The sequence below is a fragment of the Enterobacter nematophilus genome (assembly GCF_026344075.1).
In the GTDB taxonomy this organism is placed as follows: domain Bacteria; phylum Pseudomonadota; class Gammaproteobacteria; order Enterobacterales; family Enterobacteriaceae; genus Enterobacter; species Enterobacter nematophilus.
Window position 1 is genome coordinate 12,830 of record NZ_JAPKNE010000001.1, and the last position, 26,830, is coordinate 39,659.

General features: G+C 53.3%; 26 protein-coding genes. 15 read left to right on the forward strand and 11 right to left on the reverse strand.

Features of this window, described 5'->3' with window-relative positions:
* The first annotated feature begins 129 nt into the window (after window positions 1–129).
* Window positions 130–1,011: an RNase RNM gene (rnm, locus tag OSH03_RS00075; RefSeq protein WP_266177896.1), complete on the forward strand. Its 882-nt coding sequence runs from the start codon at window positions 130–132 to the stop codon at window positions 1,009–1,011.
* Window positions 1,008–1,628, forward strand: a complete 621-nt coding sequence (locus OSH03_RS00080; RefSeq protein ID WP_003856793.1) for an L-threonylcarbamoyladenylate synthase — start codon at window positions 1,008–1,010, stop codon at window positions 1,626–1,628. The genes rnm and OSH03_RS00080 overlap by 4 nt, the downstream gene beginning before the upstream one ends.
* A gap of 539 nt (window positions 1,629–2,167) precedes the next feature.
* On the opposite strand, the gene OSH03_RS00085 is transcribed toward OSH03_RS00080, so the two are convergent.
* Window positions 2,168–3,559: a PAAR domain-containing protein gene (locus tag OSH03_RS00085; RefSeq protein WP_266177897.1), complete on the reverse strand. Its 1,392-nt coding sequence runs from the start codon at window positions 3,557–3,559 to the stop codon at window positions 2,168–2,170.
* Between the two features lie 447 nt (window positions 3,560–4,006).
* Window positions 4,007–4,540: a hypothetical protein gene (locus OSH03_RS00090; protein WP_266177898.1), complete on the reverse strand. Its 534-nt coding sequence runs from the start codon at window positions 4,538–4,540 to the stop codon at window positions 4,007–4,009.
* Window positions 4,541–4,652: 112 nt separating this feature from the next.
* Here OSH03_RS00090 and rluB point away from each other — a divergent pair, with 112 nt between their 5' ends.
* Window positions 4,653–5,528 carry a 23S rRNA pseudouridine(2605) synthase RluB gene (gene rluB, locus OSH03_RS00095; RefSeq protein ID WP_028013408.1) on the forward strand — a complete coding sequence of 292 codons (876 nt, stop codon included), beginning with the start codon at window positions 4,653–4,655 and terminating at the stop codon, window positions 5,526–5,528.
* A 36-nt stretch (window positions 5,529–5,564) separates the two neighbouring features.
* Here the strand turns inward: rluB and cobO are convergent, their stop codons facing one another.
* Together cobO and OSH03_RS00105 are read right to left on the reverse strand one after the other, a co-directional pair.
* On the reverse strand, window positions 5,565–6,155 hold the full coding sequence (gene cobO / locus OSH03_RS00100) for a cob(I)yrinic acid a,c-diamide adenosyltransferase (RefSeq protein WP_266177899.1): 591 nt from the start codon (window positions 6,153–6,155) through the stop codon (window positions 5,565–5,567).
* A complete protein-coding gene (locus OSH03_RS00105) occupies window positions 6,152–6,913 on the reverse strand; it encodes a YciK family oxidoreductase (RefSeq protein WP_266177900.1) in 762 nt (253 codons plus the stop codon). Before OSH03_RS00105 ends, cobO begins: the two co-directional genes overlap by 4 nt.
* Before the next feature lie 251 nt (window positions 6,914–7,164).
* Here OSH03_RS00105 and sohB point away from each other — a divergent pair, with 251 nt between their 5' ends.
* A complete protein-coding gene (gene sohB / locus OSH03_RS00110; protein WP_041909637.1) occupies window positions 7,165–8,211 on the forward strand; it encodes a protease SohB in 1,047 nt (348 codons plus the stop codon).
* 34 nt (window positions 8,212–8,245) lie between these two features.
* Here the strand turns inward: sohB and OSH03_RS00115 are convergent, their stop codons facing one another.
* Window positions 8,246–8,497, reverse strand: coding sequence for a YciN family protein (locus tag OSH03_RS00115; protein ID WP_003856804.1), 252 nt, complete (start codon window positions 8,495–8,497; stop codon window positions 8,246–8,248).
* 399 nt (window positions 8,498–8,896) lie between these two features.
* Here OSH03_RS00115 and topA point away from each other — a divergent pair, with 399 nt between their 5' ends.
* The 6 genes from topA (at window position 8,897) to acnA (ending at window position 16,383) form a co-directional block, all read left to right on the forward strand.
* Window positions 8,897–11,494: a type I DNA topoisomerase gene (gene topA, locus OSH03_RS00120; protein WP_266177901.1), complete on the forward strand. Its 2,598-nt coding sequence runs from the start codon at window positions 8,897–8,899 to the stop codon at window positions 11,492–11,494.
* A gap of 187 nt (window positions 11,495–11,681) precedes the next feature.
* Window positions 11,682–12,656 (forward strand): HTH-type transcriptional regulator CysB, encoded by a 975-nt coding sequence (gene cysB / locus OSH03_RS00125; protein WP_061097998.1) that lies wholly within the window; start codon window positions 11,682–11,684, stop codon window positions 12,654–12,656.
* 338 nt (window positions 12,657–12,994) lie between these two features.
* A complete protein-coding gene (locus OSH03_RS00130; protein ID WP_213743510.1) occupies window positions 12,995–13,135 on the forward strand; it encodes a YmiA family putative membrane protein in 141 nt (46 codons plus the stop codon).
* 2 nt (window positions 13,136–13,137) lie between these two features.
* The gene (locus OSH03_RS00135) at window positions 13,138–13,308 is read left to right on the forward strand and encodes a hypothetical protein (protein ID WP_032644881.1); all 171 of its coding nucleotides are present in this window, start codon (window positions 13,138–13,140) and stop codon (window positions 13,306–13,308) included.
* A gap of 137 nt (window positions 13,309–13,445) precedes the next feature.
* Entirely contained in the window at window positions 13,446–13,544 is a 99-nt protein-coding gene (gene ymiC / locus OSH03_RS00140; protein ID WP_032644994.1) for a small membrane protein YmiC, read from the forward strand.
* Between the two features lie 163 nt (window positions 13,545–13,707).
* Window positions 13,708–16,383, forward strand: coding sequence for an aconitate hydratase AcnA (gene acnA / locus OSH03_RS00145; RefSeq protein WP_266177902.1), 2,676 nt, complete (start codon window positions 13,708–13,710; stop codon window positions 16,381–16,383).
* Between the two features lie 36 nt (window positions 16,384–16,419).
* Here acnA and ribA read toward each other — a convergent pair whose 3' ends face one another.
* Window positions 16,420–17,010, reverse strand: a complete 591-nt coding sequence (gene ribA / locus OSH03_RS00150) for a GTP cyclohydrolase II (protein WP_028013401.1) — start codon at window positions 17,008–17,010, stop codon at window positions 16,420–16,422.
* 197 nt (window positions 17,011–17,207) lie between these two features.
* Between ribA and pgpB the strand changes: the two genes are divergently transcribed.
* The 5 genes from pgpB (at window position 17,208) to yciH (ending at window position 20,856) form a co-directional block, all read left to right on the forward strand.
* Window positions 17,208–17,975, forward strand: coding sequence for a phosphatidylglycerophosphatase B (gene pgpB, locus OSH03_RS00155; protein ID WP_266177903.1), 768 nt, complete (start codon window positions 17,208–17,210; stop codon window positions 17,973–17,975).
* 148 nt (window positions 17,976–18,123) lie between these two features.
* Window positions 18,124–18,432, forward strand: coding sequence for a LapA family protein (locus tag OSH03_RS00160; protein WP_061098000.1), 309 nt, complete (start codon window positions 18,124–18,126; stop codon window positions 18,430–18,432).
* Between the two features lie 6 nt (window positions 18,433–18,438).
* Window positions 18,439–19,608 carry a lipopolysaccharide assembly protein LapB gene (gene lapB, locus OSH03_RS00165; RefSeq protein WP_151413139.1) on the forward strand — a complete coding sequence of 390 codons (1,170 nt, stop codon included), beginning with the start codon at window positions 18,439–18,441 and terminating at the stop codon, window positions 19,606–19,608.
* Between the two features lie 184 nt (window positions 19,609–19,792).
* Window positions 19,793–20,533, forward strand: coding sequence for an orotidine-5'-phosphate decarboxylase (gene pyrF, locus OSH03_RS00170; RefSeq protein ID WP_253542216.1), 741 nt, complete (start codon window positions 19,793–19,795; stop codon window positions 20,531–20,533).
* On the forward strand, window positions 20,530–20,856 hold the full coding sequence (yciH, locus tag OSH03_RS00175; RefSeq protein WP_045630534.1) for a stress response translation initiation inhibitor YciH: 327 nt from the start codon (window positions 20,530–20,532) through the stop codon (window positions 20,854–20,856). Before pyrF ends, yciH begins: the two co-directional genes overlap by 4 nt.
* A gap of 104 nt (window positions 20,857–20,960) precedes the next feature.
* Here the strand turns inward: yciH and osmB are convergent, their stop codons facing one another.
* The 5 genes from osmB to OSH03_RS00200 form a co-directional block, all read right to left on the reverse strand.
* Window positions 20,961–21,179, reverse strand: a complete 219-nt coding sequence (gene osmB, locus OSH03_RS00180; protein WP_008501216.1) for an osmotically-inducible lipoprotein OsmB — start codon at window positions 21,177–21,179, stop codon at window positions 20,961–20,963.
* Window positions 21,180–21,441: 262 nt separating this feature from the next.
* A complete protein-coding gene (gene yciT, locus OSH03_RS00185) occupies window positions 21,442–22,194 on the reverse strand; it encodes a DNA-binding transcriptional regulator YciT (protein WP_253542213.1) in 753 nt (250 codons plus the stop codon).
* 43 nt (window positions 22,195–22,237) lie between these two features.
* Window positions 22,238–22,420 carry a YciZ family protein gene (locus OSH03_RS00190; RefSeq protein ID WP_041909652.1) on the reverse strand — a complete coding sequence of 61 codons (183 nt, stop codon included), beginning with the start codon at window positions 22,418–22,420 and terminating at the stop codon, window positions 22,238–22,240.
* A 118-nt stretch (window positions 22,421–22,538) separates the two neighbouring features.
* Window positions 22,539–24,530 carry a cyclic di-GMP phosphodiesterase gene (gene pdeR / locus OSH03_RS00195; RefSeq protein ID WP_061098004.1) on the reverse strand — a complete coding sequence of 664 codons (1,992 nt, stop codon included), beginning with the start codon at window positions 24,528–24,530 and terminating at the stop codon, window positions 22,539–22,541.
* Window positions 24,531–24,851: 321 nt separating this feature from the next.
* Window positions 24,852–26,786 carry an exoribonuclease II gene (locus tag OSH03_RS00200; protein ID WP_266177904.1) on the reverse strand — a complete coding sequence of 645 codons (1,935 nt, stop codon included), beginning with the start codon at window positions 26,784–26,786 and terminating at the stop codon, window positions 24,852–24,854.
* Between the last annotated feature and the right edge of the window lie 44 nt (window positions 26,787–26,830).

Genomic DNA, 26,830 nt, shown 5'->3' on the forward strand with positions numbered 1-26,830 from the left:
CTTTCTCGTGTGAACTTGCGTACTAGTTAACTAGTTCGATGGCGTATTGTCAACCCTTGATTTCAGAATTTCACGTTAAGTCGGTATCATGACGGTTTCGGATGTCTTCAACCTGTTATGGGAAGTGCTTTGAGCGATACCACCTACGCGATTATTTATGATTTACACAGCCATACTCAGGCCTCTGATGGCCTGCTGACGCCCGAAGCCCTGGTTCATCGCGCGGTTGAAATGCGTGTCGGCACGCTGGCGATAACCGATCACGATACCATCGACGCCATTCCGGCAGCGCGCGCCGAGATTGCCCGCAGCGGACTGGCGCTGCATCTGGTGCCCGGCGTCGAGATATCGACCGTCTGGGAAAACCATGAGATTCATATCGTTGGCCTGAACATTGATATAGAACATCCGGCACTTCTTGCCTTTTTGCAAGAACAAAAAACGCGCCGCAACCAGCGCGCGGAGATGATCGGCGAGCGTCTGGAGAAGGCGCATATTCCGGGCGCGCTGGAAGGGGCGCAAAAGCTGGCGAACGGCGGGGCGGTCACCCGCGGTCATTTCGCCCGTTTTCTGGTCGACGCGGGCAAAGCGACGACCATGGCGGATGTCTTTAAAAAATATCTGGCGCGCGGGAAAACCGGATACGTTCCGCCACAGTGGTGTACAATAAAACAAGCTATTGATGTGATTCATCATTCTGGCGGTAAGGCCGTGCTGGCCCATCCGGGACGGTATAATCTTTCTGCTAAATGGCTGAAAAGACTGCTGGCGCACTTTGCCGAATGCGGTGGCGAGGCGATGGAAGTCGCCCAGTGTCAGCAGGCGCCCAACGAGCGCGCGCAGCTCGCGACTTACGCCCGCCAGTTTGGCCTGCTTGGGTCACAGGGTTCTGATTTCCATCAGCCCTGCGCGTGGATCGAACTCGGGCGCAAGCTCTGGCTACCCGCTGGCGTTGAGCCGGTCTGGCAGCTCTGGGAGCAGCCGCAGCAAATTGAAGAGAGGGAAGTATGAGTCAGTTTTTCTATATCCATCCGGATAACCCGCAGCCACGTCTGATTAACCAGGCCGTGGAGATCGTCCGCAAAGGCGGCGTGATAGTCTACCCGACCGATTCCGGCTACGCGCTGGGCTGTAAAATTGAAGATAAAGGGGCGATGGAGCGAATCTGTCGCATTCGCCAGCTGCCGGACGGCCATAACTTCACCCTGATGTGCCGCGATCTCTCTGAGCTGTCGACCTATGCTTATGTGGATAACGTGGCGTTTCGCCTGATCAAGAACAACACGCCGGGCAACTACACCTTCATCCTGAAAGGGACGAAAGAGGTGCCGCGCCGTCTGTTGCAGGAAAAGCGTAAAACCATCGGGATGCGCGTGCCGTCGAACCCGATTGCCCAGGCGCTGCTGGAAACTCTCGGCGAACCGATGCTCTCGACCTCACTGATGCTGCCGGGAAGCGAATTTACCGAGTCCGATCCGGAGGAGATTAAAGATCGTCTGGAGAAGGTGGTGGAGCTGATTATTCACGGCGGCTATCTCGGCCAGCAGCCGACCACCGTGGTGGATCTGACTGAAGATGCGCCGGAAGTGATTCGCGAAGGCGTGGGTGATGTAAAGCCTTTCTTGTAGAGGTGTAAGCAGATATACTACGCGGCCATCAAAGCAGGGCTTGGCCCTGTTTTTGACCTGATTCGACGCCTGTGAAGGCGCGCAAGTATAGTAAAAGACCACCTTCTAAGAAGGTGGTCTTTTACTATACTTGCCGTTAAATGAATGATGGTAAATAGAAAATTACCAACATCATGAATAGAAAAACAATGCCAACGATAGAAAGTCGCACTTTTACACGTAACCAATCGGTATACTGATTAGGAAGTTCTTTAATGAATCGTATTTGTTCATTATCCATTCCTCGTGTATGGAATGAGTTTTCTTTAAAGTATAATGCTTTAATAAAGAATGCGTCACGCATAAACGAGAAAAGGAACCCCCCATCCTGATAAATTAAAACCTCTGCTGGTCTTGCTCCAAACTTTTTAATAAATAGCGAGCAGAGAGTAATGAATTTATTTTTCGAAATGCGATCGTAAATAATGGAAATAATCCCCGTAAGTATTAGGCATAGACACAATACCAATCCAATCGAATTTCGATGCATAATTATTAAATTAATTACCGAAAATTTCATATAGCTGTTCTCCACCCCATTCACCGAATGTGCCACCTGCACTACTACCGACATAACCTAAACCAGCCCCAGCGATCACAGAGCAAGCAAGCCCTCCGACACCAGCAGTACCAACACCGATAGCGATACAAAGAGGTATTGCTAAATAGCCACCAGCAACACCAACCCCCGTACCTACAGCAAAGCTACCAATCTCAGTATACTTTTTCTTAGTACATTCAGCTTCGCGGCCAACAGAACACGCCTCATGAATTTCGTTAAGAGAATGGAGTCCGCTAAAACCAATGCCTAAATAACCAGTATAACGCATTGCTTTTACGTATTTAGCTGCCCGTTCTATGTGGGTAGCATAACCTTCAATGTCACTGATCCCCGTTTCATTCCATTTGTGGGTAATAGAGCTACTGGACAGGCCGAGTGCATTTTTTATTTTGGTATACTCTCCGAATTTCATAGCCTTATTCAGGAAGTTGACTTTGAGTATGGATTCAAGCTCTTTAAACAACTGGCTACGTCTGACATAAAATTGTTCTCCAATCAATGAGCCTCTTGTTATGTAGGTATTCTTATACGTTTCTTGAATCTCGTTGAGTATTTTTTCGATACTCTCAAAGTATTTTCCAACAGGATCAGCCGCGAGGCCAATTCCAGTATCAGCGTAGCTGGTGAAATTAGCTATGGTAGCGTAGTGTTTATGCAGGAAATTAGCTTCCTGGATTGTCAGCGGTTCTAACGCCGCATCAACTCGGGCTTTCGCGGCTTTCATGTGAGCGATCTGCTCGTCGTCCTGTTTTTCTGGATCAACCAGAAGCATAATCGAACCAGCTTTGTATCTTTCATCCGGGCCGTTCAGCGTAGAGAATAGCTCTTTTGTTCCTGCTGGCGGGGTGCCTGTGAATAACAGACGTTGCCAGGCTTCTGTAGTACCGCCGTAGGGGAGAACGGCAAAACCTGCGTCAATGCCTGTTTTCTTTTTCGCCGTCTGGGCGTGTTGCTCTGGCTCTGGTTCTGAGTATGCGTTTGAAGTGAGTGAGGCGGATAGTGGAAGCACTGCCGCTAAGCCTACATTTCTGAATGCCTTTGGTTCTTCTTTTTCATACATGGGGTAAGCATTGGAAGGACGTATTTTTGCCTTACAAGGGCATGAACTATAGCTATCGAGCGACCCTGCTACACGTTTGTCATCTGCACCATCCGTAAAAATTGAGATCCCGCCGATAATCTTGTATGTGTTGCCATCTTTGCCACAGGTTACAGGATCACCTTCTTTCGCTATCGGTTTACCGAAGGCAATACCCAGTGCGGAACCTACAACTATCCTTCCTCCGCATGAAGTTCTGTCCCCTTGACATAAAACAATACCTGTCGCCATAGCTCCCTCTATCTGTTATGGAAATAATCACGGAGGTCATATTACAAGCAATAACCACATGAACAACAAGAATTTGACCTAAGTGAAACTTCGTTTCGTAACAACCAGTAAAGGAGGTTAGTGCTCCACGAATGTCCTGGTGTATTTGCACTGTTCGGATGGTCTGATCGTCACTGTTTCTGTATAATTTTCGTTGCTATAAATGCAGACCTTTGCGTTGTCTGTCTCCTACTCGTCACTAAGAATTAAGGTTATGCGCCCAGCGTGGGTAAGGACTGGCACTAATTGAGCACGGTCTTAGCTAAAGCGATGTTGTATGCAGAACGCTTGTAGATGGCATTTCCGCCAGCTTTGCGGAAGCTGTGCGCCGATACAGTGCCATGAATGCCGATAGCTTTAGCGGCTTCTGCAATCTAGCAGGTAAAACAGACACTTGCATTTGGCGATTCAGCTCATATCAAGTGCAGCACCTACTTGATTCGCAAGGGGTAAATCATCCTTGGAAAGTTCAAGTTTCTTCATGTGAAGACTTGCAAGCACTTCGTTTGCTGTCTGAGTGCTACCATTCACCATGCGTTGGAATTGAGCTTCCGAATAGCCTTGTGCGGCTCCAACCGTATCAGAAGCAGATAATGGAGAATCAGGATTTATGTTTCTGTGCAACTGTCCTAACTCCGGCAGACGCTCCACCTCTGCAATATCTCTTTCGAGTGCTTGTAGAAGATAGTTGTCAAAGTCCTGCTTAGTGGCGACTCGGTAGCCTTGCATTTTGCGTTTGAACTCTTCGAGGCTAATCGTTCCATTCTGCACAAGGGGAATGAAAGGGCGGATCTGATTCATGATCACTTCTGCTTGCTTTCGGCTATCAGTACCGAGACTCAGACGCACAAAACTTGTTGAATCATTTAGTCTAAAGTTAGTGTAGTATGTGCGCCCACGAATCATTGTGTGTGACAGCTTGTGTGAAACGTTGTTTGCCATGCTGTGTACCATGAAATAGTTACAGATCAGTGAGTTAAATTATTATTGATGCTAACTCGTTGTTTTTGAAAGTATACCAGACGCCTGTGAAGGCGACACCTGAGGAAGCTCAATGAGCGAGAAGTTACAGAAAGTGCTGGCGCGCGCCGGCCACGGTTCACGCCGTGAAATCGAAGCCATTATTGAAGCGGGTCGCGTGAGTGTGGACGGTAAAATCGCCACGCTGGGTGACCGCGTTGAAATCGTACCGGGGCTTAAGATCCGCATTGACGGTCATCTTATCTCCGTGAAAGAGTCTGCGGAACAGATCTGCCGCGTGCTGGCCTACTACAAGCCGGAAGGCGAGCTGTGTACCCGCAACGACCCGGAAGGTCGTCCAACGGTGTTTGATCGTCTGCCAAAACTGCGCGGCGCCCGCTGGATTGCCGTGGGCCGTCTGGACGTGAACACCTGCGGTCTGCTGCTGTTCACCACCGATGGTGAACTGGCAAACCGTTTGATGCACCCAAGCCGTGAAGTTGAGCGTGAGTACGCCGTTCGCGTCTTCGGCCAGGTTGATGAAAACAAATTGCGCGATCTGTCGCGTGGCGTGCAGCTGGAAGACGGCCCTGCGGCGTTCAAAACCATCAAATTTACCGGTGGTGAAGGGATTAACCAGTGGTACAACGTGACCCTGACCGAAGGACGTAACCGCGAGGTGCGCCGTCTGTGGGAAGCAGTAGGCGTGCAGGTTAGCCGCCTGATTCGCGTTCGCTACGGCGACATTCTGCTGCCGAAAGGTCTGCCGCGCGGTGGTTATACCGAGCTGGATCTTACCCAGACTAACTACCTGCGCGAGCTGGTTGGCCTGACGCCGGAAACCACCTCTAAAGTGGCGGTGGAAAAAGATCGTCGTCGTATGAAGGCGAATCAGATCCGTCGTGCGGTGAAACGCCACAGCCAGGTGAACAGCAATCGTCGCTCTGGCAGCCGGAATAACAACGGTTAATTTAAAAAGCCCGGTGAACGCACCGGGCTTTTTTCTTTAGTAATCAATGCCAATTTGTGCTTTGATGCCAGCATCAAACGCATGCTTGACCGGACGCAGCTCGCTGACGGTATCTGCCAGCTCCAGAATCTCCCGATGACACCCGCGACCTGTAATGATAACCGTCTGGTGCGCAGGGCGGTTCTGCAGTGCATTCAGCACCTCCTCCAGCGGCAGGTAGTCGTAGGCGACCATATAGGTGATCTCATCCAGTAGCACCATATTTAACGCCGGGTCAGCCAGCATTCTTTTGGCGTGCTCCCAGACGGCAAGGCAGGCTGCGGTATCGGTTTCCCGGTTCTGCGTATCCCACGTAAACCCGGTCGCCATCACCTGAAACTCAACGCCGTGCGGTTCAAGCAAATTACGCTCACCGTTGGGCCATTCCCCTTTGATAAACTGGATGACCCCCACTTTTTGTCCGTGGCCGACGGCGCGCGTAGCGGTGCCAAACGCAGCAGTGGTTTTGCCTTTACCATTGCCGGTAAAGACGATGACGATCCCACGTTCGTCCTGGGCTGCCGCGACGCGCGCGTCAACCTGTTCCTTCAGACGCTGCTGGCGCTGCTGATGACGCTCTTCACTCATTGCGAAATCCCCGGTTTGCGGCCCGGCTGGGCGTCAAAGGTCATTCCGGTTTTGCGGCGGCTGTCGTCGCCCATCAGCCAGAGATAGAGCGGCATAATGTCTGCCGGGGTTTTCAGCTTCAGCGGATCTTCCGTCGGGAAGGCGCTGGCGCGCATGCTGGTGCGCGTACCGCCCGGGTTAATACAGTTTACGCGCAGATGGCGGCTCTGATACTCCTCCGCCAGCACCTGCATCATGCCCTCGGTCGCGAATTTTGAGACAGCATACGCTCCCCAGTTTGCGCGTCCCTCACGGCCTACGCTGGAAGAGGTGAAGACCAGAGACCCTGACTCGGATTTGAGTAATAAAGGAAGCAAGGCCTGCGTGAGGAAAAAAGTACCGTTAACGTTAACCTGCATCACCTGCTGCCAGATATCAGGATCCTGTTCATCCATTGGACGCACTTCACCTAACAAACCGGCGTTGTGCAGCACGCCGTCCAGACGTGAGTAGTGGGTACTGATACGGCGAGCAAGTTCCTGGCACAGCGCTGGTGTGTATGTCAGCAAATCGAGCGTGTACCAGGGGGCAGGTGTCCCGCCTGCGGCTTCAATTTCATGAGCAACCCTCTTGAGCTTTTCTTCGTTGCGCCCAATAAGAATCACGCTTGCGCCATACTCAGCGTACGTCAGGGCCGCTTCGCGACCAATACCATCGCTGGCGCCGGTGACAAGAATGATTCGGTTCTGCAGCAGGTTTTTTTGCGGTTGATAATGCACGGTGACTCCTCAGGCGCACGGTGTCTCAATCACGCCTTTATAATGACTTTTCGGCTTTATGCCCGAATTAGCGTGAGAATTCAATCAGTCTACAGGACGCATTGCTGCAAAATTAACAATTTGCAAATATTTAAACCGCAGCGCGGGGATTCCTGAAGACGGCTCGCAGAGGTAATGTCACGGGCGAGACGCAGGGGCAGGGCTGTTGTACACTGCCGTGAAAGATTCGTGGTTAAATCAAGGTGGAACGCGTGGAATTACTTTCTCAATATGGGTTGTTTTTGGCCAAAATCGCGACGGTGGTGATTGCCATTGCCGTGGTTGCCGTTCTGATTGTCAACCTGACGCAGCGCAAGCGTCAGCGTGGGGAATTACGCATCACCCGCCTGAGCGAGCAATATAAAGAGATGCAGGAAGAGATGTCCCTCTCGCTGCTCGATAGCCATCAGCAGAAGCTGTGGCTGAAAGCCCAGAAGAAAAAACACAAGCAGGAAGCCAAAGCCGCGAAGGCGAAGGCAAAGCTCGCGACGCCGCAGGGGGACGCAAAACCCCGCGTCTATGTGCTCGATTTCAAAGGCAGCATGGATGCGCATGAAGTCGCCTCGCTGCGCGAAGAGGTGACTGCGGTTCTAGCCGTGGCAACGCCGCAGGATCAGGTCGTGGTGCGTCTTGAGAGTCCGGGCGGGGTGGTGCACGGTTACGGGCTGGCCGCCTCACAGCTGCAGCGCCTGCGCGAGAAGCAGATCCCGCTTACCGTGGCGGTAGATAAAGTCGCGGCGAGCGGCGGCTATATGATGGCCTGCGTGGCGGACAAAATCGTTGCGGCGCCGTTTTCCATCATTGGTTCCATTGGCGTGGTCGCACAGATCCCTAACTTCAACCGCTTCCTGAAAAATAAAGAGATCGATATCGAACTTCACACGGCGGGTCAGTACAAACGCACCCTGACGCTGCTGGGGGAAAACACGGAAGAGGGGCGCCAGAAATTCCGTGAAGATCTGAATGAAACTCACCATCTCTTTAAAGACTTCGTACACCGCATGCGCCCAACGCTGGATATTGAACAGGTGGCGACCGGTGAGCACTGGTACGGCATCCAGGCGCAGGAAAAAGGGCTGGTGGATGAAGTGGGTACCAGTGATGACCTGCTGCTCAACCTGATGGAAGGCCGGGAACTGGTAGGCGTGCGCTTTACCCAGCGCAAACGACTGATGGACCGCTTTACCAACAGCGCGGCGGAAAGCGCGGACCGCCTGCTGCTTCGCTGGCTACAGCGTGGACAAAAACCGCTGCTGTAAACAAAAACGCGAGGCATATGCCTCGCGTTTTGCATTAATCGACCAGGTGATATTTCTCTGAAAGCGTATGCGCCAGGTATTTAAACATATTAAACACGGCGGTGCTTTTCGGGGTCGGTAACCCCTGCTCGTCAAGGAAGTATTCGCCGCTGAAAACCAGCACGCCATTACGCTGCTCAACGCCGGTGGCTTCAATGCCTGCCAGCGTATCTTCATGGTCACGAATAAGCTTGTTTGCTTCGATAAGCAGAGAGGCTCGGTCAATGGGTTGGGTCGTATTCTGCATAATCCACTCCTTAAACAGTGACAATAGTCTACGCCGGGGGCGCTTTGGGGGCAAATTTTCCCTGTAATGTGAGGGGATAAGATGCAGAGGGCAGGTTGGCGGGATTTGCTTTTGCATGCTAATAAAGTTGCGTAACGAATTTTATCAGGTAGAGTGTGCGCTTTCGTCATTCTGGCAACAGAATTGCTTGACATTCGCCCGGGAATTCGTCACGAATTATACGAGATGTGAGAAAAATACCCGAAAACTCAATGACCTGGATGTCGCCATTCTGACGTTCGGTAAGACATAGGGGTTGATATCCCCTGACGCAGTCGCAATATCATTGGCTCGTCGTCAGCGGAAGGGAAATCAACGTGCGGCGTATTCCTGGAAGAATTAAATTAGGTAAAGGTGAATATGGGTAAAGCTCTCGTCATCGTTGAGTCCCCGGCAAAAGCCAAAACGATCAATAAGTATCTGGGTAATGACTACGTGGTTAAGTCCAGCGTTGGTCACATCCGCGATTTGCCGACCAGTGGCTCAGCCAGCAAAAAGAGCGCAGACTCTACCTCCACCAAAGGGGCTAAAAAGCCTAAAAAGGATGAACGTAGCGCGCTTGTCAACCGCATGGGTGTTAACCCATGGCACAACTGGGATGCACAATATGAAGTGCTGCCCGGGAAAGAAAAAGTCGTTAACGAGCTGAAGCAGCTTGCTGAAAAAGCAGACCACATCTATCTCGCAACCGACCTTGACCGCGAAGGGGAAGCCATTGCGTGGCACCTGCGGGAAGTGATCGGGGGGGATGACAAACGCTACAGCCGCGTAGTGTTTAACGAAATTACAAAGAATGCGATTCGTCAGGCGTTTGAGAAGCCGGGCGAGCTGAATATCGATCGTGTAAACGCCCAGCAGGCGCGTCGCTTTATGGACCGCGTTGTGGGCTACATGGTTTCTCCACTGCTGTGGAAAAAGATTGCACGCGGCCTGTCTGCAGGGCGCGTACAGTCTGTAGCCGTGCGTCTCGTCGTTGAGCGTGAACGCGAAATTAAAGCCTTCGTACCGGAAGAGTTCTGGGAAGTTGACGCCAACGTCACCACCCCGGGCGGTGATTCGCTGCCGCTGCAGGTAAGCCATCATAACGATAAGCCTTTCCGTCCTGAAAACCGCGATCAGACCATGGCCGCCGTGGCGCTGCTGGAAAAAGCGCGCTATCAGGTGCTGGAGCGCGAAGATAAACCGACCAGCAGCAAGCCTGGCGCGCCGTTTATCACGTCCACACTGCAACAGGCGGCGAGCACCCGTCTGGGTTACGGCGTGAAGAAAACCATGATGATGGCCCAGCGCTTGTATGAAGCGGGTTACATCACCTACATGCGTACTGACTCAACGAACCTGAGCCAGGACGCGGTGAACATGGTGCGCGGCTACATCAGCGACAACTTCGGTAAGAAATACCTGCCGGAAAGCGCCAACCAGTTCGCCAGCAAAGAGAATTCTCAGGAAGCGCACGAAGCGATTCGTCCTTCTGATGTCTCTGTGCTGGCCGAGTCGCTGAAAGACATGGAAGCCGACGCTCAGAAGCTGTATCAGCTGATCTGGCGTCAGTTCGTCGCGTGTCAGATGACCCCGGCGAAGTACGACTCCACCACGCTGACCGTTGGCGCGGGCGATTTCCGTCTGAAAGCGCGCGGTCGTATCCTGCGCTTCGACGGCTGGACGAAAGTGATGCCAGCGCTGCGTAAAGGTGATGAAGACCGTACGCTGCCTGCGGTAAACAAAGGCGACGAGCTGTCGCTTGTCGATCTGGTTCCGGCCCAGCACTTCACCAAGCCGCCTGCGCGCTTTAGTGAAGCGTCGCTGGTTAAAGAGCTGGAAAAACGCGGGATTGGCCGTCCGTCAACCTACGCGTCAATCATCTCGACCATTCAGGACCGCGGTTACGTTCGCGTAGAGAACCGCCGTTTTTATGCCGAAAAAATGGGTGAGATTGTCACCGACCGTCTGGAAGCTAACTTCCGCGAGTTGATGAACTATGACTTCACCGCGCAGATGGAAGACAGCCTCGACGAGGTGGCCAGCCACAAGGCGGAGTGGAAGAAGGTTCTCGACAGCTTCTTCAGCGACTTTACCAACCAGCTTGAGAAAGCGGAGAAAGATCCTGAAGAGGGCGGCATGCTGCCTAACCAGATGGTACTGACCAGCATCGACTGCCCGACCTGTGGCCGTAAGATGGGGATCCGTACTGCGACAACGGGCGTGTTCCTTGGCTGTTCAGGCTACGCGCTGCCACCAAAAGAGCGCTGCAAAACAACCATCAACCTGGTGCCGGAGAACGAAGTTCTTAACGTGCTGGAAGGTGATGATGCGGAAACTAACGCTCTGCGCGCGAAACGCCGCTGCAAAAAATGCGGCACGGCGATGGACAGCTATCTGATCGATCCTAAACGTAAGCTGCACGTCTGTGGTAACAACCCAACGTGTGACGGGTATGAGATCGAAGAGGGTGAATTCCGCATTAAAGGCTATGACGGCCCGATTGTGGAGTGCGAGAAGTGTGGTTCTGAAATGCACCTGAAAATGGGGCGTTTTGGTAAGTACATGGCCTGCACCAACGACGAGTGTAAGAACACGCGCAAAATTCTGCGTAACGGTGAGGTTGCTCCGCCGAAGGAAGATCCGGTTCCGCTGCCTGAACTGCCGTGTGAAAAATCCGACGCGTACTTCGTACTGCGTGATGGCGCCGCAGGTGTCTTCCTGGCTGCCAACACCTTCCCGAAATCGCGTGAAACGCGCGCGCCGCTGGTGGAAGAGCTGCATCGCTTCCGCGATCGTCTGCCTGAGAAACTGCGTTATCTGGCCGATGCGCCACAGCAGGATCCTGAAGGCAATAAGACGGTGGTCCGTTTTAGCCGTAAAACGAAGCAGCAGTACGTTGCGGCAGAGAAAGAGGGTAAAGCGACCGGATGGTCAGCCTTCTTTGTCGATGGCAAATGGGTTGAAGGCAAGAAATAATCTTTCCTGACCGTTACTTACCTGTAAAAGGGCCGGACTTCCGGCCCTTTTTTATTACCTTATTATTATTTTTTGTTCCGTACTATACAGTCAGGCTATAAATGATATAGTGGTTATAGTTAACCCTTTTCTTATTATCAAATCGTCTTAAGCGATTGACCGCGTGCGCTAAATCGGATGGTCTGGCATGAAATTACAGCAGCTTCGTTATATCGTTGAGGTGGTGAATCACAACCTTAATGTCTCTTCCACCGCCGAGGGGCTATATACCTCGCAACCGGGCATCAGCAAGCAGGTTCGCATGCTGGAGGATGAATTAGGTATTCAGATTTTCGCCCGCAGCGGTAAACACCTTACCCAGGTGACGCCAGCGGGACAGGAAATTATCCGTATTGCGCGGGAAGTCCTCTCCAAAGTCGATGCGATCAAGTCTGTGGCGGGGGAACATACCTGGCCGGATAAAGGCTCGCTGTATATTGCCACGACGCACACCCAGGCGCGCTACGCCCTCCCGGGCGTTATCAAGGGCTTTATCGAGCGTTATCCGCGCGTCTCCCTGCATATGCACCAGGGGTCGCCAACGCAAATTGCTGAGGCGGTGTCGAAGGGCAATGCAGATTTTGCCATCGCGACGGAAGCGCTTCATCTGTATGACGATCTGGTCATGCTGCCGTGCTATCACTGGAACCGCTCCATTGTGGTGACCCCGGATCATCCGCTGGCGGGAAAAGGGTCGGTGACGATCGAAGAGCTGGCGCAATATCCTCTGGTCACCTACACGTTTGGCTTCACCGGACGTTCTGAGCTTGATACCGCCTTCAACCGGGCCGGGCTAACGCCGCGGATTGTCTTTACCGCCACCGATGCCGACGTCATAAAGACCTATGTACGGCTTGGTCTGGGGGTAGGGGTGATCGCCAGCATGGCGGTGGACCCGGTGTCAGACCCTGACCTGGTGCGTCTTGATGCACATGATATTTTCAGCCATAGCACGACCAAAATAGGCTTCCGTCGCAGTACCTTCCTGCGAAGCTATATGTATGATTTTATTCAGCGCTTTGCCCCGCATTTAACGCGTGACGTGGTGGATACCGCCGTGGCATTACGCTCAAATGAAGATATTGAAGAGATGTTTAAAGATATCAAACTCCCCGAAAAATAATCACACCCGGTATCTTTCCCTGTTGGAAAGATACCGAAATATCCGCTTAAAGCTAAATTAGAATTATCATCATCTGCACTTCCCCTGCCATATATTGTCATTATCCTTTTAATTTGTGTGGTTTTATTGTCGTGAATTGGCGACAAAAATAGAAACTAATTAACGGCTACGCAAATTTTTCTTTTCAAATATTTATTTCTGGTCAAAAGATTGAATATTTCATGCCTCTTGATGCGTAAATTCACTGGCTTTTCGGCTAAAGTTTCTTTAGGATTTATCTCAACAGATGATTAATTGTACCAATTGTTTGGTCCTAAATGATAAGCGATATCGATTGTATGAGGTTAGCAATGCCTTCAGGAAGTGAAGAACCGCAAAGGGATCCTGCGCTCAAGCGTAAAGCCTGGCTGGCGGTCTTTCTCGTTTCCGCCCTGTTCTGGGTGATGGTTGCTCTCCTGGCCTGGAAATATTGGGGTTGAATATGGCAGTGACGGTACGTACAGAAACGGCAAAACGGATGTGTCAGCATCATGACACTGTTCACAAAGGACGCAAAGCGCCTGCGACAGCAGTGCCGGCATCCTGGAAACTGACGCCGCAGCAGCAAGCTTTTATTGATGTGTTCGCGGAAGACGAACCCAAAAAACAATAATTTAGTTTATTGCGTAATGATGCAGTTAGTCTGAATAAAGACTATGCACCTTTGTACTCTTTAATAAATACACATCAGCAATATAGCACGAGGACCTGCCTCGGAATGTTTAATAAATAATGCCTGGTGTCCCTATGATGAATAACATGATGTCTCAAAAATACTGGTCATGGATCGGCGTTTTTACCCTGTCGATTCTGTTCTGGAGTCAGCTCATCTGGCTGGCCGTCCACTAAATGATAAAACCTCGCTGCGGCGGGGTTTTTTGTTTTACTCTCTTCTGGACCATTCCTAAATTTATCAATTCGGGTTGTTATCAAAACGTTACGACATCTTTGTGTTATCTTTAATTACGGCCCTGATGATTGTCAGGACATCTCTGTAATTAAGGAGGAGCTTATGTCGTTAACCCTACGCGAAGCCAGTAAGGACACATTACAGGCAGAAAATAAAACCTGGCACTACTATAGCCTGCCGCTGGCTGCCAGAACGCTTGGGGACATTTCGCGTTTACCCAAGTCCTTGAAAGTTTTGCTGGAAAACCTCCTGCGCTGGCAGGACGGAGACTCCGTTACCCTCGACGATATTCAGGCGCTGGCGGGATGGCTTAAGAATGCCCATGCCGACAGAGAAATTGCCTACCGCCCGGCAAGGGTCCTGATGCAGGACTTCACCGGCGTTCCTGCCGTGGTGGATCTCGCCGCCATGCGTGAGGCGGTCAAACGTCTCGGCGGCGATACGGCTAAAGTGAACCCGCTTTCTCCCGTCGACCTCGTGATTGACCACTCGGTAACCGTTGACCACTTCGGTGATGACGATGCCTTTGGCGAGAACGTGCGTCTCGAGATGGAGCGAAACCACGAGCGTTACGTCTTCCTGAAGTGGGGCCAGCGGGCGTTCAGCCGCTTTAGCGTGGTTCCACCCGGCACCGGTATTTGTCACCAGGTTAACCTTGAATATCTTGGTAAAGCCGTCTGGAGTGAATTGCAGGACAAAGAGTGGGTGGCTTATCCGGACACGCTGGTGGGCACCGATTCCCATACCACCATGATTAACGGCCTCGGCGTGCTGGGGTGGGGTGTCGGCGGTATCGAAGCGGAAGCCGCCATGCTCGGTCAGCCGGTCTCCATGCTTATCCCTGATGTCGTCGGCTTTAAGCTCACCGGGAAGCTGTCTGAAGGCATTACCGCCACCGATCTGGTGCTCACCGTTACCCAGATGCTGCGTAAGCATGGCGTGGTGGGCAAATTCGTAGAATTTTACGGTGACGGGCTGGATTCGCTGCCGCTGGCTGACCGCGCGACCATCGCCAACATGGCGCCAGAATATGGCGCAACCTGCGGATTTTTCCCCATTGATGACGTCACGCTGGAGTACATGCGCCTGAGCGGACGCAGCGAAGAGCAGGTGGCGCTGGTGGAGGCGTACACCAAAGCGCAGGGCATGTGGCGCAATCCGGGCGATGAGCCGGTATTTACCAGCACGCTTGCGCTCGACATGGGAAGCGTTGAGGCGAGTCTCGCCGGTCCGAAACGCCCGCAGGATCGCGTGGCGTTAAGCGACGTGCCAAAAGCGTTTGCCGCCAGCAATGAGCTGGAAGTCAACGTGGCGAAGAAGGACCATCGCCCAATCGACTATGTTCTGAACGGACATCAGTATCAGCTCCCGGACGGCGCGGTTGTCATTGCCGCCATTACCTCCTGCACCAACACCTCGAATCCCAGCGTACTGATGGCGGCTGGCCTGCTGGCTAAAAAAGCGGTTGAGCTGGGGCTGAAACCCCAGCCGTGGGTCAAGGCCTCGCTGGCGCCGGGCTCCAAAGTGGTATCGGATTACCTGGCGCAGGCCAGGCTAACGCCGTATCTTGACGAGCTGGGCTTTAACCTCGTGGGCTACGGCTGTACCACCTGCATCGGTAACTCCGGCCCGCTGCCTGAGCCTATTGAAACGGCGATCAGGCAGGGCGATCTGACGGTTGGCGCAGTGCTTTCCGGTAACCGTAACTTTGAAGGTCGTATTCATCCTCTGGTGAAAACCAACTGGCTCGCTTCGCCGCCGCTGGTGGTGGCCTACGCGCTGGCCGGGAACATGAATATTAACCTGGCGACCGATCCCATTGGTCACGACCGCAGGAATGAGCCGGTCTATCTGAAGGATATCTGGCCGTCCTCGCGTGAAATTGCGATGGCCGTTGAAAAGGTCTCCACCGAGATGTTCCGCAAAGAGTATGCGGAAGTATTTGAAGGCACACCGGAATGGAAAGCCATCAACGTTGTGGGCTCGGACACCTATGACTGGCAGGACGACTCCACCTATATCCGCCTGTCGCCGTTCTTTGATGAGATGCTGGCCGAGCCTGCACCGCTTCAGGATATTCATGGGGCGCGCATACTGGCGATGCTGGGGGATTCCGTCACCACGGACCATATCTCCCCGGCGGGGAGCATCAAAGCCGACAGCCCTGCAGGCCGTTATCTGCAAAGCCGGGGCGTGGAGCGCCGCGATTTTAACTCCTACGGATCGCGCCGCGGTAACCATGAAGTGATGATGCGCGGGACGTTTGCCAACATCCGCATTCGTAACGAAATGGTTCCGGGCGTGGAAGGGGGGATGACGCGCCATCTTCCGGGGACGGAAGTCGTGTCGATTTATGACGCAGCCGTCAAATATCAGCAGGAAGGTACGCCGCTGGCGGTCATCGCCGGGAAAGAGTACGGTTCCGGCTCCAGCCGAGACTGGGCGGCAAAAGGGCCGCGACTGCTGGGCGTCCGCGTGGTCATTGCCGAGTCGTTCGAACGTATTCACCGCTCGAACCTGATCGGCATGGGGATCCTGCCGCTTGAGTTCCCGCAGGGCGTCACGCGTAAAACGCTGGGCCTGACCGGGGAAGAGCAGATTGATATTAGCGGCCTGCAAAACCTGCAGCCGGGTAAAACGGTGCCGGTGAAGCTTACGCGAGCGGACGGGAAAAGCGAGGTACTGGAATGCCGGTGTCGTATTGATACCGCAACCGAACTGACCTACTACCAGAACGACGGCATTTTACATTATGTGATTCGTAAAATGCTGGATTGATAAAAAAGCCCGGCATCTGTGCCGGGCTTTGTACTTTTACTCTTTCAGAAGATGGCCCATCTTGGCCGCTTTGGTATCAAGATAGTGGGCGTTTTTCGGGTTGCGGCCGACAATCAGCGGTACGCGCTCGACGATGTTGATCCCGGCTTCGGTGAGGATTTCCACCTTTTTGGGGTTATTGGTCAGCAGGCGAACCTCGTCCACGCCCAGCAGCTTGAACATATCGGCGCAGAGGGTGAAGTCACGCTCATCGGCGGCAAAACCGAGCTGGTGGTTGGCTTCCACCGTATCGTAGCCCTGGTCCTGCAGCGCGTAAGCGCGGATTTTATTCAGCAGACCAATGTTACGACCTTCCTGACGGTGATAGAGCAGCACGCCGCGGCCTTCTTCGGCAATATGGGTAAGGGCAGCTTCGAGCTGGAAACCGCAATCACAGCGCAGGCTGAACAACGCGTCGCCGGTCAGACACTCTGAATGGACGCGGGACAGCACCGGCGTCTGCCCTGAAATGTCGCCGTAGACCAGCGCGACATGATCCTGTCCAGTTGCCAGTTCTTCAAACCCCACCATCAGGAAATCGCCCCATGGGGTTGGCAGTTTGGCTTCTGCCACACGTTTAAGCTGCATGTGATTCTCCAGAGTAGGCTGACACGTTTCGTGCCTTGCGCCTGTTTTGCTTTCTGTATTTGTCCATTTTGCCACAAGCTCAGCACGTTCGCCTAATGGGCGCCATGCTATATGAACGTTAAACGCACGATCCGACATATCCACCCATCTAATGAATTTCAGTTATGATTGTGAGGCTTAGCGAAAAAGGAGAAGACATGCTTTCAATCGCCAGACGTACGGCAGCAGGCGCGGCCATTTTACTGATTATGCCTTTGGCCGTGTGGGTCTCCGGCTGGATGTGGCAGCCGGGGCAGAATGCCACGTGGCTGAAAACGTTATACTGGGTAACGGAAACGGTCACGCAGCCGTGGGGAATTATTACCCACGTCATCCTCTGCGGCTGGTTCTTGTGGTGCCTGCGCTTTCGACTGCGCGCGGCGCTGATGCTCTTTGCTATCCTCGGGGGCGCGATCGTTATTGGACAGGGCGTGAAGTCCTGGGTTAAGGATCACGTTCAGGAGCCAAGACCTTTTGTCGTCTGGCTGGAAAAAGCGCACCATGTTCCGGTGGATGAGTTCTACAATTTAAAGCGTAAAGATCGCGGCGCGCTGGTGAAAGAGCAGCTTGCGGAACAGGAAGATATTCCAAAATTCCTGCGTAAGCACTGGCAAAAAGAGACGGGGTTTGCGTTTCCTTCCGGCCATACGATGTTTGCAGCCAGCTGGGCGCTGCTGGGGGTCGGGCTGCTTTGGCCTCGACGCCGCACGGTGACCATCGTGATTTTACTGGTTTGGGCAACTGGGGTGATGGGCAGCCGCTTGCTGCTGGGGATGCACTGGCCGCGGGATCTGGTGGTCGCTACGCTGATCTCCTGGATGCTGGTGACGCTGGCAACCTGGCTTGCGGAACGATTCTGCGGCCCGCTCACGCCACCGCCTGAAGAGAAAGAAGAGATCGCCGAAAGGGAGCAAAGCGACGCCTGACGGTTGATATTGTGCATTTTGCCCATAAATCCATGACGTGCGCGTTACTTTTTCCGTTTCGCGCCCGTCGCTAAAATGGTAGTTTATAAGGCTGATTGCGGTAAGTTGAACACACTTTATTCGCTTGAACCACATAACGGGAAGTAATGTGAAATATTTACTCATTTTCTTACTGGTATTGGCGATTTTTGTCATTTCAGTCACATTGGGTGCACAAAACGATCAACAGGTGACGTTTAACTATCTGCTGGCGCAGGGTGAGTATCGGGTCTCTAGCCTGCTGGCGGTCCTATTTGCTGCAGGCTTTGCCATCGGCTGGCTGGTTTGCGGTCTTTTCTGGTTGAAAGTTCGTGTTTCTCTTGCGCGCGCTGAACGTAAAATTAAACGACTCGAACAGAACATTGCGCCTGCGTCCGACATTCCGGAAAGCTCAGGTGTGCCGGTCGTGAAGGAATAATCGACTATGCTGGAGTTGTTGTTTCTGCTTTTGCCTGTAGCCGCAGCCTATGGCTGGTATATGGGCCGCAGAAGTGCGCAACAAACGAAACAGGATGAGGCTAACCGACTCTCCCGCGACTACGTTGCGGGGGTGAACTTCCTCCTGAGCAATCAGCAGGACAAAGCGGTAGACCTGTTCCTCGATATGCTGAAAGAGGATACGGGGACCGTTGAAGCCCACCTCACTCTCGGCAACCTGTTCCGCTCGCGCGGCGAGGTTGACCGCGCTATCCGTATCCACCAGACCCTGATGGAAAGCGCTTCCCTGACCTACGAACAACGTCTCCTGGCGGTACAACAGCTGGGCCGAGACTATATGGCCGCGGGGCTGTACGATCGTGCTGAAGATATGTTCACGCAGCTGGTGGATGAAACGGATTTCCGCATCGGTGCGTTGCAGCAGTTACTGCAGATTTACCAGGCCACCAGCGACTGGCAGAAAGCCATTGATACGGCCGAACGTCTGGTGAAGCTGGGCAAAGACAAGCAGCGCGTTGAAATTGCGCATTTCTACTGCGAGCTTGCCCTTCAGCAGATGGGTAACGACGACATGGATAAAGCCATGGCGCTGCTGAAGAAAGGCGCCGCCGCAGACCGCAATAGCGCGCGTATCTCTATCATGATGGGGCGCGTTTTTATGGCCAGCGGCGACTACGCTAAAGCCGTTGAAAGCCTGCTGCGGGTTATTGACCAGGACAAAGAGCTGGTCAGCGAAACGTTGGAAATGCTGCAAACCTGCTATCAACAGCTGGACAAGCAGGAAGAGTGGGTGGCATTTCTGCGCCGTTGCGTGGAAGAGAATACCGGCGCGACCGCTGAGCTGATGCTTTCTGACGTGGTTGAGCAGTATGAGGGGAGCGACACCGCACAGGTTTATATTACCCGTCAGCTGCAGCGTCACCCCACGATGCGCGTATTCCACAAGCTGATGGACTACCACCTGAACGACGCGGAAGAAGGGCGCGCGAAAGAGAGCCTGATGGTGCTGCGCGACATGGTTGGCGAGCAGGTGCGCAGCAAACCGCGCTACCGTTGTCAGAAATGTGGTTTTACCGCGTATACGCTCTACTGGCACTGTCCATCCTGCCGGGCCTGGTCCACAATCAAGCCAATTCGTGGCCTTGACGGTCAGTAATTTTTTAAAACACTCTGTTTTAGTTACAACATACTAATCAATTTACCCCTTTCTCAACACCGTGCGGCCTGCCGGTCTGGCAGGCGCGTAAATGGATTCTGTCAATTTAGGGCGGCGGCAGGTAGAATGCTGGCCGTTTATCTGTTCCGCGCCGCTGCGCGCCCATAGACGAAAAGGGCTGGTCATGACGTCTGTTACTTCCTCCACTTCCCGCGTTATTACGGATTCTCCTGTTGTTGTCGCGCTTGATTACAATAAGCGTGACGCAGCGCTGGCCTTTGTCGACGGTATCGATCCTCGCGATTGTCGTCTGAAAGTTGGTAAAGAGATGTTCACGCTGTTTGGACCGCAAATCGTCCGCGATCTGCAGCAGCGCGGCTTCGATGTCTTCCTCGATCTCAAATTCCATGATATCCCGAACACCACGGCGCACGCGGTTGCCGCCGCTGCGGAGCTGGGCGTGTGGATGGTCAACGTCCACGCTTCGGGCGGGGCGAGAATGATGACGGCCGCTCGCGAAGCGCTCCTGCCGTTCGGCAAAGATGCGCCATTACTGATTGCGGTTACCGTGCTGACAAGCATGGACGAAAGCGACCTGCGCGACCTTGGCGTGACGTTGTCACCTGCCGGGCACGCCGAGCGTCTGGCCCGTCTGACGCAAAATTGCGGCCTTGATGGCGTCGTTTGCTCCGCTCAGGAAGCCGTGCGTTTCAAGTCAGAACTGGGCAATGCGTTTAAGCTGGTCACGCCAGGCATTCGTCCTGCTGGCAGCGACGTGGGCGATCAGCGACGCATTATGACGCCTGAGCAGGCGTTGGCTGCAGGCGTGGATTACATGGTTATCGGGCGCCCGGTGACGCAGTCTGCGAACCCGGCAGAGACGCTTAAGGCTATCAACGCATCACTGAAAAAGGGGGCGCAATGACCGATTCCAACAGCCGGCTGGTCTACTCGACGGAGAGCGGGCGTATAGACGAACCGAAAACGAAAGCGGAACGTCCGAAAGGCGACGGTATTGTTCGTATCCAGCGTCAGACCAGCGGGCGAAAAGGAAAGGGGGTCTGCCTGATCTCCGGGATTGATCTTGATGATGCGGAGCTGAACAAGCTGGCAGCCGAGTTGAAGAAGAAATGTGGCTGCGGCGGCGCCGTGAAGGACGGCATTATCGAAATTCAGGGTGATAAACGTGATTTAATTAAATCGCTCCTTGAAGCCAAAGGCATGAAAGTTAAACTGGCAGGCGGCTAAAATAATTAAGCCACGGCAATTGCCGTGGCTCGTGTTATATACGTGCGTTAGTCAGACCTGAAATGCGATGCTAAATCGCCTTAACGGGAAGGCTGATAGAATAATTATTTGCCAACCTGGTGACCGATAATACCACCGACAGCAGCGCCGCCTAATGTACCCAGCGTACTACCATCCGTTAATACAGCACCACCGAGCGCACCAGCACCGGCGCCAATTGCGGTGTTACGGTCACGTTTAGACCAGTTAGAGCACGCGCTCAGGGACATTGCTACAGTGATTGCCAGAACAGCGGCGGCTAATTTTTTGCTGGTTAAGGTCATAATACTTTCTCCTGAATTATCGATTCACGGAAAGATGTACACATTAAGTATAGCCAAAATGAATACTCAATTCTTTTTTCCGTGAAAGCTGGTCGCGCAGGCGTTACGTAATCACGCAAGTGATAGTCACTTCCTGTTATATCGCTAACATTAATTTTACGACTTTACGGCAGGTTAAACAGGTAAAAACTCTTAAAGGAAGGATAGGAATCCTCTCAGACGAAGGGGGCATATGCGCCCGGAATACGGGCGCAAAATGGACTCAGGCGGACGTTTTAATAATATCGACAATGAGACCGTCTTCTTCCAGTTTATTACGATGTTCGTCGCTTAACCTTTCGTCGGTAATTACGCGGCTAAAGCGTGAGGCTGGACCCATGGTGTAAGGATGGACGGCACCAAATTTGGAGCTGTCGGTCAGCACAATGGCTTCACACTCTTTTTCCAGAACGGCATTCACAACGTCAGTTCGCATCATATCCCGGCCGGTGAAGCCTGTCTCAGGCTGCCAGCCGTCAATACCGATAAACGCCTTACTGAAATGAACCTGCTGGACATACTGCCTGGTTAACGGGCCTACCATGCTCTCACTTTTTTTCTGGTAAATGCCGCCCAGCAAAATCACCTCACAGCGCGTCTCCTTGAGTAAATGGGCGATATAGCTGCTGACGGTGATGATGGTAACGTCTTTTTGTTCGGCGAGCGTACGTGCCAGAAGGGCGTTGCTGCTGCCGTTTTCAATAAAGACCGTCTCACCAGGGTTTACCAGCGATGCGGCAAATTCTGCCAGCTCTCGTTTAAGCGCGTAGTTATTCATCATGCGCGTCTCAACGTCATCGCTGTCCAGCGGCACGGCATAGCCATGCGCACGGCGCAGGTAGCTCTGTTTTTCCAGCAGATTAAGATCCTGACGGATGGTGACTTCGGAAACGCCGGTGGTTTTAGCCAGCTCAACGACGCTTACGCGCCCCTGATCGATGACCATCTGCAAAATGAGTTGTTGTCGGGAATTCATAGCATCCAATTAATAAAGCGAAACGAGGTCTGAGTCAGTGGGATTAGACTTCCCACGGCGCTTTAGGCTGTCGGTTTTCGGGAGCGTTGTCAGCGCCATCCTGAGCGAGAAGTTCAGACTTCAGGATCTCGAGATTACGGATCGCAGAGTGATAATCACCCGCCACCAGGATATCCAGCACGGTATCAATACGTTGTGCTACAGCTTGTGGATCAATAGTAGACATCATCTCTCCCCAGGAGCGAAAAGTTAATAATTTCAATGATGCAGAAAATAGGTTCAAAAGAGAAGGGAAAAAACGCCATAACGAAATTACATAAACGAAAGTGAACCGCTGTATGGCTCTAACGCTGCTGTCGCGCTTGATATCGTTTTAGCCAGCGCTCGAATGCGGCAGCGGGCATCGGCTTAGCAAAAAGAAAACCCTGCCGTTCGTTGACGCCGTTCTTGGTCAGAAAGGCGTCTTCTTTTGCGCTCTCCACCCCTTCGGCAATCACCTGCAGGTTTAACGCCTGCGCCACTGCGACAATGGCGCGTACCAGAGACTGGGAGACAGAGTGCTTGTGAATATCCCTGACAAAAGCCTGATCGAGCTTAATGGCATCGATAGGAAAACGCGCCAGCTGGGAGAGAGAGGAGTAGCCGGTACCGAAATCGTCCAGATGAATTTGTGCCCCGAGCTGGCTGAATTGCTGGATCACCGAGAGCGCCAGCTCTTCGTTTTCGATAAGACAGCTTTCGGTTAACTCAACGTCGATAGGGCAGTACTCAAAATGCAGATCCTTCAGCGCCTGCTTTAACTCGCTGAAAATCGTCTGGTCGGCCAGCTGACGTGCAGAGACGTTCACGGCCACGCGCAGGTTAATTCCCTTGTCACGCCATTTTGCCACCTGGCGAACCACATCAAGCATCACCCAGCGGCCCAGCGGCACAATCAAACCGGACTCCTCGGCGTAAGAGATAAATTCCAGAGGGGGGATCAGACCGCGCTCGGGCGACTGCCAGCGGACCAGCGCTTCAAGGCTTCTGACTTCGCCGCGCCAGGTCATTTTCGGCTGGTAGTGGATCAGGAGCTGATCGTTATCCAGGGCTTTACGCAGGTTGGTGTCCAGCCACAGATACTCAAACACGCGCTGGTTCATCTCGGGGGAGAAGACGCAGAATTTGCCACGGCCGTTCTCCTTGGCGGTATACATGGCGATGTCGGCATTGCGAATCACGCTTTCCCGATCGTTTCCGTGCTGCGGCGCGAGGGCGATCCCCAGGGAGCAACCGGTGTAAACCTCAATCAGACCGATTCTGAACGGCTGGCGCAGGCGGGTCAGAATACGCGACGCCATCGCTTCCAGCGAGCCCTGGGAGGTATTGGTGGCCATAACGATAAACTCATCGCCGCCGAGCCGCGCTAAAACCTGCCCCTCATCCAGACAACTCAGAAGGGCAAGTGCAACCGCCTGCAGCAGCTGATCGCCGAACATATGCCCGTAGGCATCGTTAACCTTTTTGAAGTTATCCAGGTCGAGGTACACCACGCCAACCTGCGTATCGCCACGGCTACTGATGGCGTCTGAAATCAACTCATGGATCGCATTGCGGTTGGGCAGGCCGGTGATGGTATCGGTATTGGCCAGCACGCGCAGGCGCTCCTGCGCCCGCCGCTCTTCGGTAATGTCGGTCCCGGAACAGATAAGGAAAATTTCATTTTTGCCGCTGCCGCTGTGAACGAATTTATTTCTGAACAGAAATAAGCGTTGCCCTTTCCGCGTTTTGATCCAGCGTTCGACTTCGTAGGAGCTGCCGTTGCGAAAGAAACCTGCAATGTTGCGCTTCGAGGCTGCCGCTTCGCTGCGGCTCATGAACAGTTCAAACACGTTCTGACCAATGACTTCGTGTTCTTTCAGACCGGTATACTCTTCGCTCAGGCGGTTAAAACGCTGGATATTGCCGTTTTGATCGAGAATAACAATGACGGAATTCGCTTCAGAAACAACCTGTTCTGCGAAGGAGAGTCCCTGAGCCAGATCGCGCGCCACGGAGGGCGTATCGTTCCAGGCGGAAGCCGTTCCTGCCCACTCGTTTCGTGTGATTTTGCGTCCGACAAGATGAATGGGAACCTGTTCGCCGTAAAGAGAGAGGTTTAGGGAAATGCTGGAGGTCATCACCGTTAGCTGACGGATCTGTGCGGCCTGTTCATCGTCCAGTACGATCTCCTGAGTCTCGTCTGCATTTTCGCTGGCGGCAAGGTGCAGAGCGTTGCTGTCAGCCGACAATCGCCACCACGGGCTGTGAGTACCCATGTAACGAAACAGCAAATTCTGCTCAAGTTCGTCGATCATGATTTCTCCCGCCGCGACGCATTAGCGAACAAATTATTCATTTGTCGTCGACTTTTCCGTTGAAAATAGCGGCAAAGCCGCAGTGAACGTCTTGTTTTTCCCTGCTTTTTTATAATGAAACGCATCAGGCAGATAAAATGCTGAGCGGATAAAATTCACGTGACCGATTAGGACAGCACTCTTTTACTGTAGATAATTATGGCTGTTTTGGGCGGGCGGGGGCTGAAAAAAGTAAGAAAAATGATGCTTTTGCGGCGGGAAAGGCAGGAGAAAAAATTGTCGGCCTTTCCGAAGGGAAATGACCGACAATTGAGCAGGTTATCAGGCGACAGGGCGCGCAATAATACTGCGGGTTTCCATACGAACTTCAGCGATAGTCACGTCAATCACGTCAGTGACTTTGTAAACCGTCTCGCCTTTAATTTGCACGGTGCCGCTTTCCTGACTGCAGACCAGTTCGTCACGAACGGCGTGCAGGAACGGGGCAGGGATAAAGGCGACCGCACCGTTATCCACCAGACGTATGCGCATTCCCCCGCGGCTGATATCAATAATCTCCGCCGCGAAGCGGGTATCGGTACCGGCTTTATTCTGCAGGAAGCGCGCGTACAGCCAGTCTCCAACGTCACGTTCCGCCATGCGGTTCAGACGGCGACGCTCGGCCATCTGTAGGGTCGTGTCGTCCTGTGGACGGGCAATGGTTTCGCCCTTGATAATCGCTTTCAGCAGGCGGTGGTTAACCATATCGCCATACTTACGGATCGGGGAGGTCCAGGTGGCGTAGGCCTCCAGACCGAGGCCGAAGTGCGGGCCTGGCTCGGTGCTGATTTCCGCGAAGGACTGGAAGCGGCGAATACGGCTATCCAGGAAACCGGATGGCTGAGCGTCCAGCTCGCGGCGAAGCTTGCAGAAGCCCGGCAGCGTCAGCACTTCTTCCGGATCAACATGCACATCGTGATTCTTCAGCAGGGCCGCCAGCGCTTCGGTATTGGCCGGATCGAAGCCGGTGTGAACGTTGTAAATACCGAAGCCCAGCCTGTCGCGCAGCACGCGCGCGGCACAGATGTTAGCGGAAATCATCGCTTCTTCGACGATGCGGTTAGCAATGCGTCGCGGTTCGGCCACGATATCCAGCACTTCACCTTTCTCACCGAGAACAAAACGATAATCCGGACGATCCTTGAAGACCAGGGCGTGAGTCTTACGCCACTCGCCGCGGTTCAGGCAGATGCGGTGCAGCAGACGAATCTGCGCCGCAATAGCCTCGGATTCAGGTTTCCAGCTGCCGGTGTTTTCCAGCCAGTCGGAGACATTGTCATAGGCCAGCTTGGCTTTGGATTCGATGGTGGCGGCAAAGAACTCGATATCGTCTTCAATCGTGCCATCTGCGGCAATGGTCATGCGGCAGGCGAGAACCGGGCGCACCTCATTTGGGCGCAGCGAGCAGAGGTCGTCAGACAGTTCGCGCGGCAGCATCGGAATATTAAAGCCCGGCAGGTAGTTGGTGAACGCGCGGATTTTCGCCGTTTCGTCCAGCTTGCTGCCTTCTACAATCCAGGCGGTTGGATCGGCAATCGCGACGGTCAAATGCAGTTTGCCATCGGCGCTCTCTTCAGCGTAGAGCGCATCGTCCATATCTTCTGTGCTGGCGCTGTCGATGGTGACAAACTCCAGCGCGGTGAGATCGCGACGCGCCAGGCCTTCGTCCTGCATCTCAGTTGCAACGCCATTCGGCGCTTCTTTTTCAAGATTATGGCGCGCCAGCGTGACCCACCACGGGACGAAATGGTCGTCGCCAAAGGTGATGAACTGGGTCAGTTCAGCATAGAAACCGCGGTCGCCTTTCAGAGGATGACGGCGCATTTCTGCCACGGCCCAGTCACCTTCTTTAAAATCATGCTCAACGCCGCGGGCGGCGCGGCAGGGAATGGCATCTTTCAGCAGGGGGTGATCCGGCACGACAGATAAACGATCGTCCTTTCTCTGCACTTTGCCCACAAAGCGGGTCAGGAACGGTTCGATCAGTTCTTCCGGCTCGGCAGATTCACGTTCCTTCTCGGTATGGATGACGGCCATGACGCGATCGCCATGCATCACTTTCTTCATCTGCGGTGGCGGAATGAAGTAGCTTTTCTGCGCGTCAACTTCAAGGAAGCCAAAGCCCTTTTCCGTGGCTTTCACGACCCCTTCTGCACGCGGCGTTTGGGAATGCAGTTGCTGTTTAAGCTGCGCTAGCAGCGGGTTGTCCTGAAACATAATGTTCTATTTTCGTAGCCATTGAGCGGCTGACAGTTTTACGC

What these genes read in the sequence shown, in the direction of transcription:
- cobO (WP_266177899.1), bottom strand. Translation starts at nt 6,155, where the DNA reads ATGAGTGAAGAGCGTCATCAGCAGCGCCAGCAGCGTCTGAAGGAACAG.
- osmB (WP_008501216.1), bottom strand. Translation starts at nt 21,179, where the DNA reads ATGACCTTAACCAGCAAAAAATTAGCCGCCGCTGTTCTGGCAATCACT.
- OSH03_RS00115 (WP_003856804.1), bottom strand. Translation starts at nt 8,497, where the DNA reads ATGCAGAATACGACCCAACCCATTGACCGAGCCTCTCTGCTTATCGAA.
- yciH (WP_045630534.1), top strand. Translation starts at nt 20,530, where the DNA reads ATGACCGATTCCAACAGCCGGCTGGTCTACTCGACGGAGAGCGGGCGT.
- rluB (WP_028013408.1), top strand. Translation starts at nt 4,653, where the DNA reads ATGAGCGAGAAGTTACAGAAAGTGCTGGCGCGCGCCGGCCACGGTTCA.
- OSH03_RS00135 (WP_032644881.1), top strand. Translation starts at nt 13,138, where the DNA reads ATGGCAGTGACGGTACGTACAGAAACGGCAAAACGGATGTGTCAGCAT.
- ribA (WP_028013401.1), bottom strand. Translation starts at nt 17,010, where the DNA reads ATGCAGCTTAAACGTGTGGCAGAAGCCAAACTGCCAACCCCATGGGGC.
- pdeR (WP_061098004.1), bottom strand. Translation starts at nt 24,530, where the DNA reads ATGATCGACGAACTTGAGCAGAATTTGCTGTTTCGTTACATGGGTACT.
- OSH03_RS00130 (WP_213743510.1), top strand. Translation starts at nt 12,995, where the DNA reads ATGAGGTTAGCAATGCCTTCAGGAAGTGAAGAACCGCAAAGGGATCCT.
- OSH03_RS00080 (WP_003856793.1), top strand. Translation starts at nt 1,008, where the DNA reads ATGAGTCAGTTTTTCTATATCCATCCGGATAACCCGCAGCCACGTCTG.
- pyrF (WP_253542216.1), top strand. Translation starts at nt 19,793, where the DNA reads ATGACGTCTGTTACTTCCTCCACTTCCCGCGTTATTACGGATTCTCCT.
- topA (WP_266177901.1), top strand. Translation starts at nt 8,897, where the DNA reads ATGGGTAAAGCTCTCGTCATCGTTGAGTCCCCGGCAAAAGCCAAAACG.
- acnA (WP_266177902.1), top strand. Translation starts at nt 13,708, where the DNA reads ATGTCGTTAACCCTACGCGAAGCCAGTAAGGACACATTACAGGCAGAA.
- OSH03_RS00085 (WP_266177897.1), bottom strand. Translation starts at nt 3,559, where the DNA reads ATGGCGACAGGTATTGTTTTATGTCAAGGGGACAGAACTTCATGCGGA.
- cysB (WP_061097998.1), top strand. Translation starts at nt 11,682, where the DNA reads ATGAAATTACAGCAGCTTCGTTATATCGTTGAGGTGGTGAATCACAAC.
- yciT (WP_253542213.1), bottom strand. Translation starts at nt 22,194, where the DNA reads ATGAATTCCCGACAACAACTCATTTTGCAGATGGTCATCGATCAGGGG.
- ymiC (WP_032644994.1), top strand. Translation starts at nt 13,446, where the DNA reads ATGAATAACATGATGTCTCAAAAATACTGGTCATGGATCGGCGTTTTT.
- pgpB (WP_266177903.1), top strand. Translation starts at nt 17,208, where the DNA reads ATGCTTTCAATCGCCAGACGTACGGCAGCAGGCGCGGCCATTTTACTG.
- lapB (WP_151413139.1), top strand. Translation starts at nt 18,439, where the DNA reads ATGCTGGAGTTGTTGTTTCTGCTTTTGCCTGTAGCCGCAGCCTATGGC.
- OSH03_RS00090 (WP_266177898.1), bottom strand. Translation starts at nt 4,540, where the DNA reads ATGGCAAACAACGTTTCACACAAGCTGTCACACACAATGATTCGTGGG.
- OSH03_RS00200 (WP_266177904.1), bottom strand. Translation starts at nt 26,786, where the DNA reads ATGTTTCAGGACAACCCGCTGCTAGCGCAGCTTAAACAGCAACTGCAT.
- OSH03_RS00190 (WP_041909652.1), bottom strand. Translation starts at nt 22,420, where the DNA reads ATGTCTACTATTGATCCACAAGCTGTAGCACAACGTATTGATACCGTG.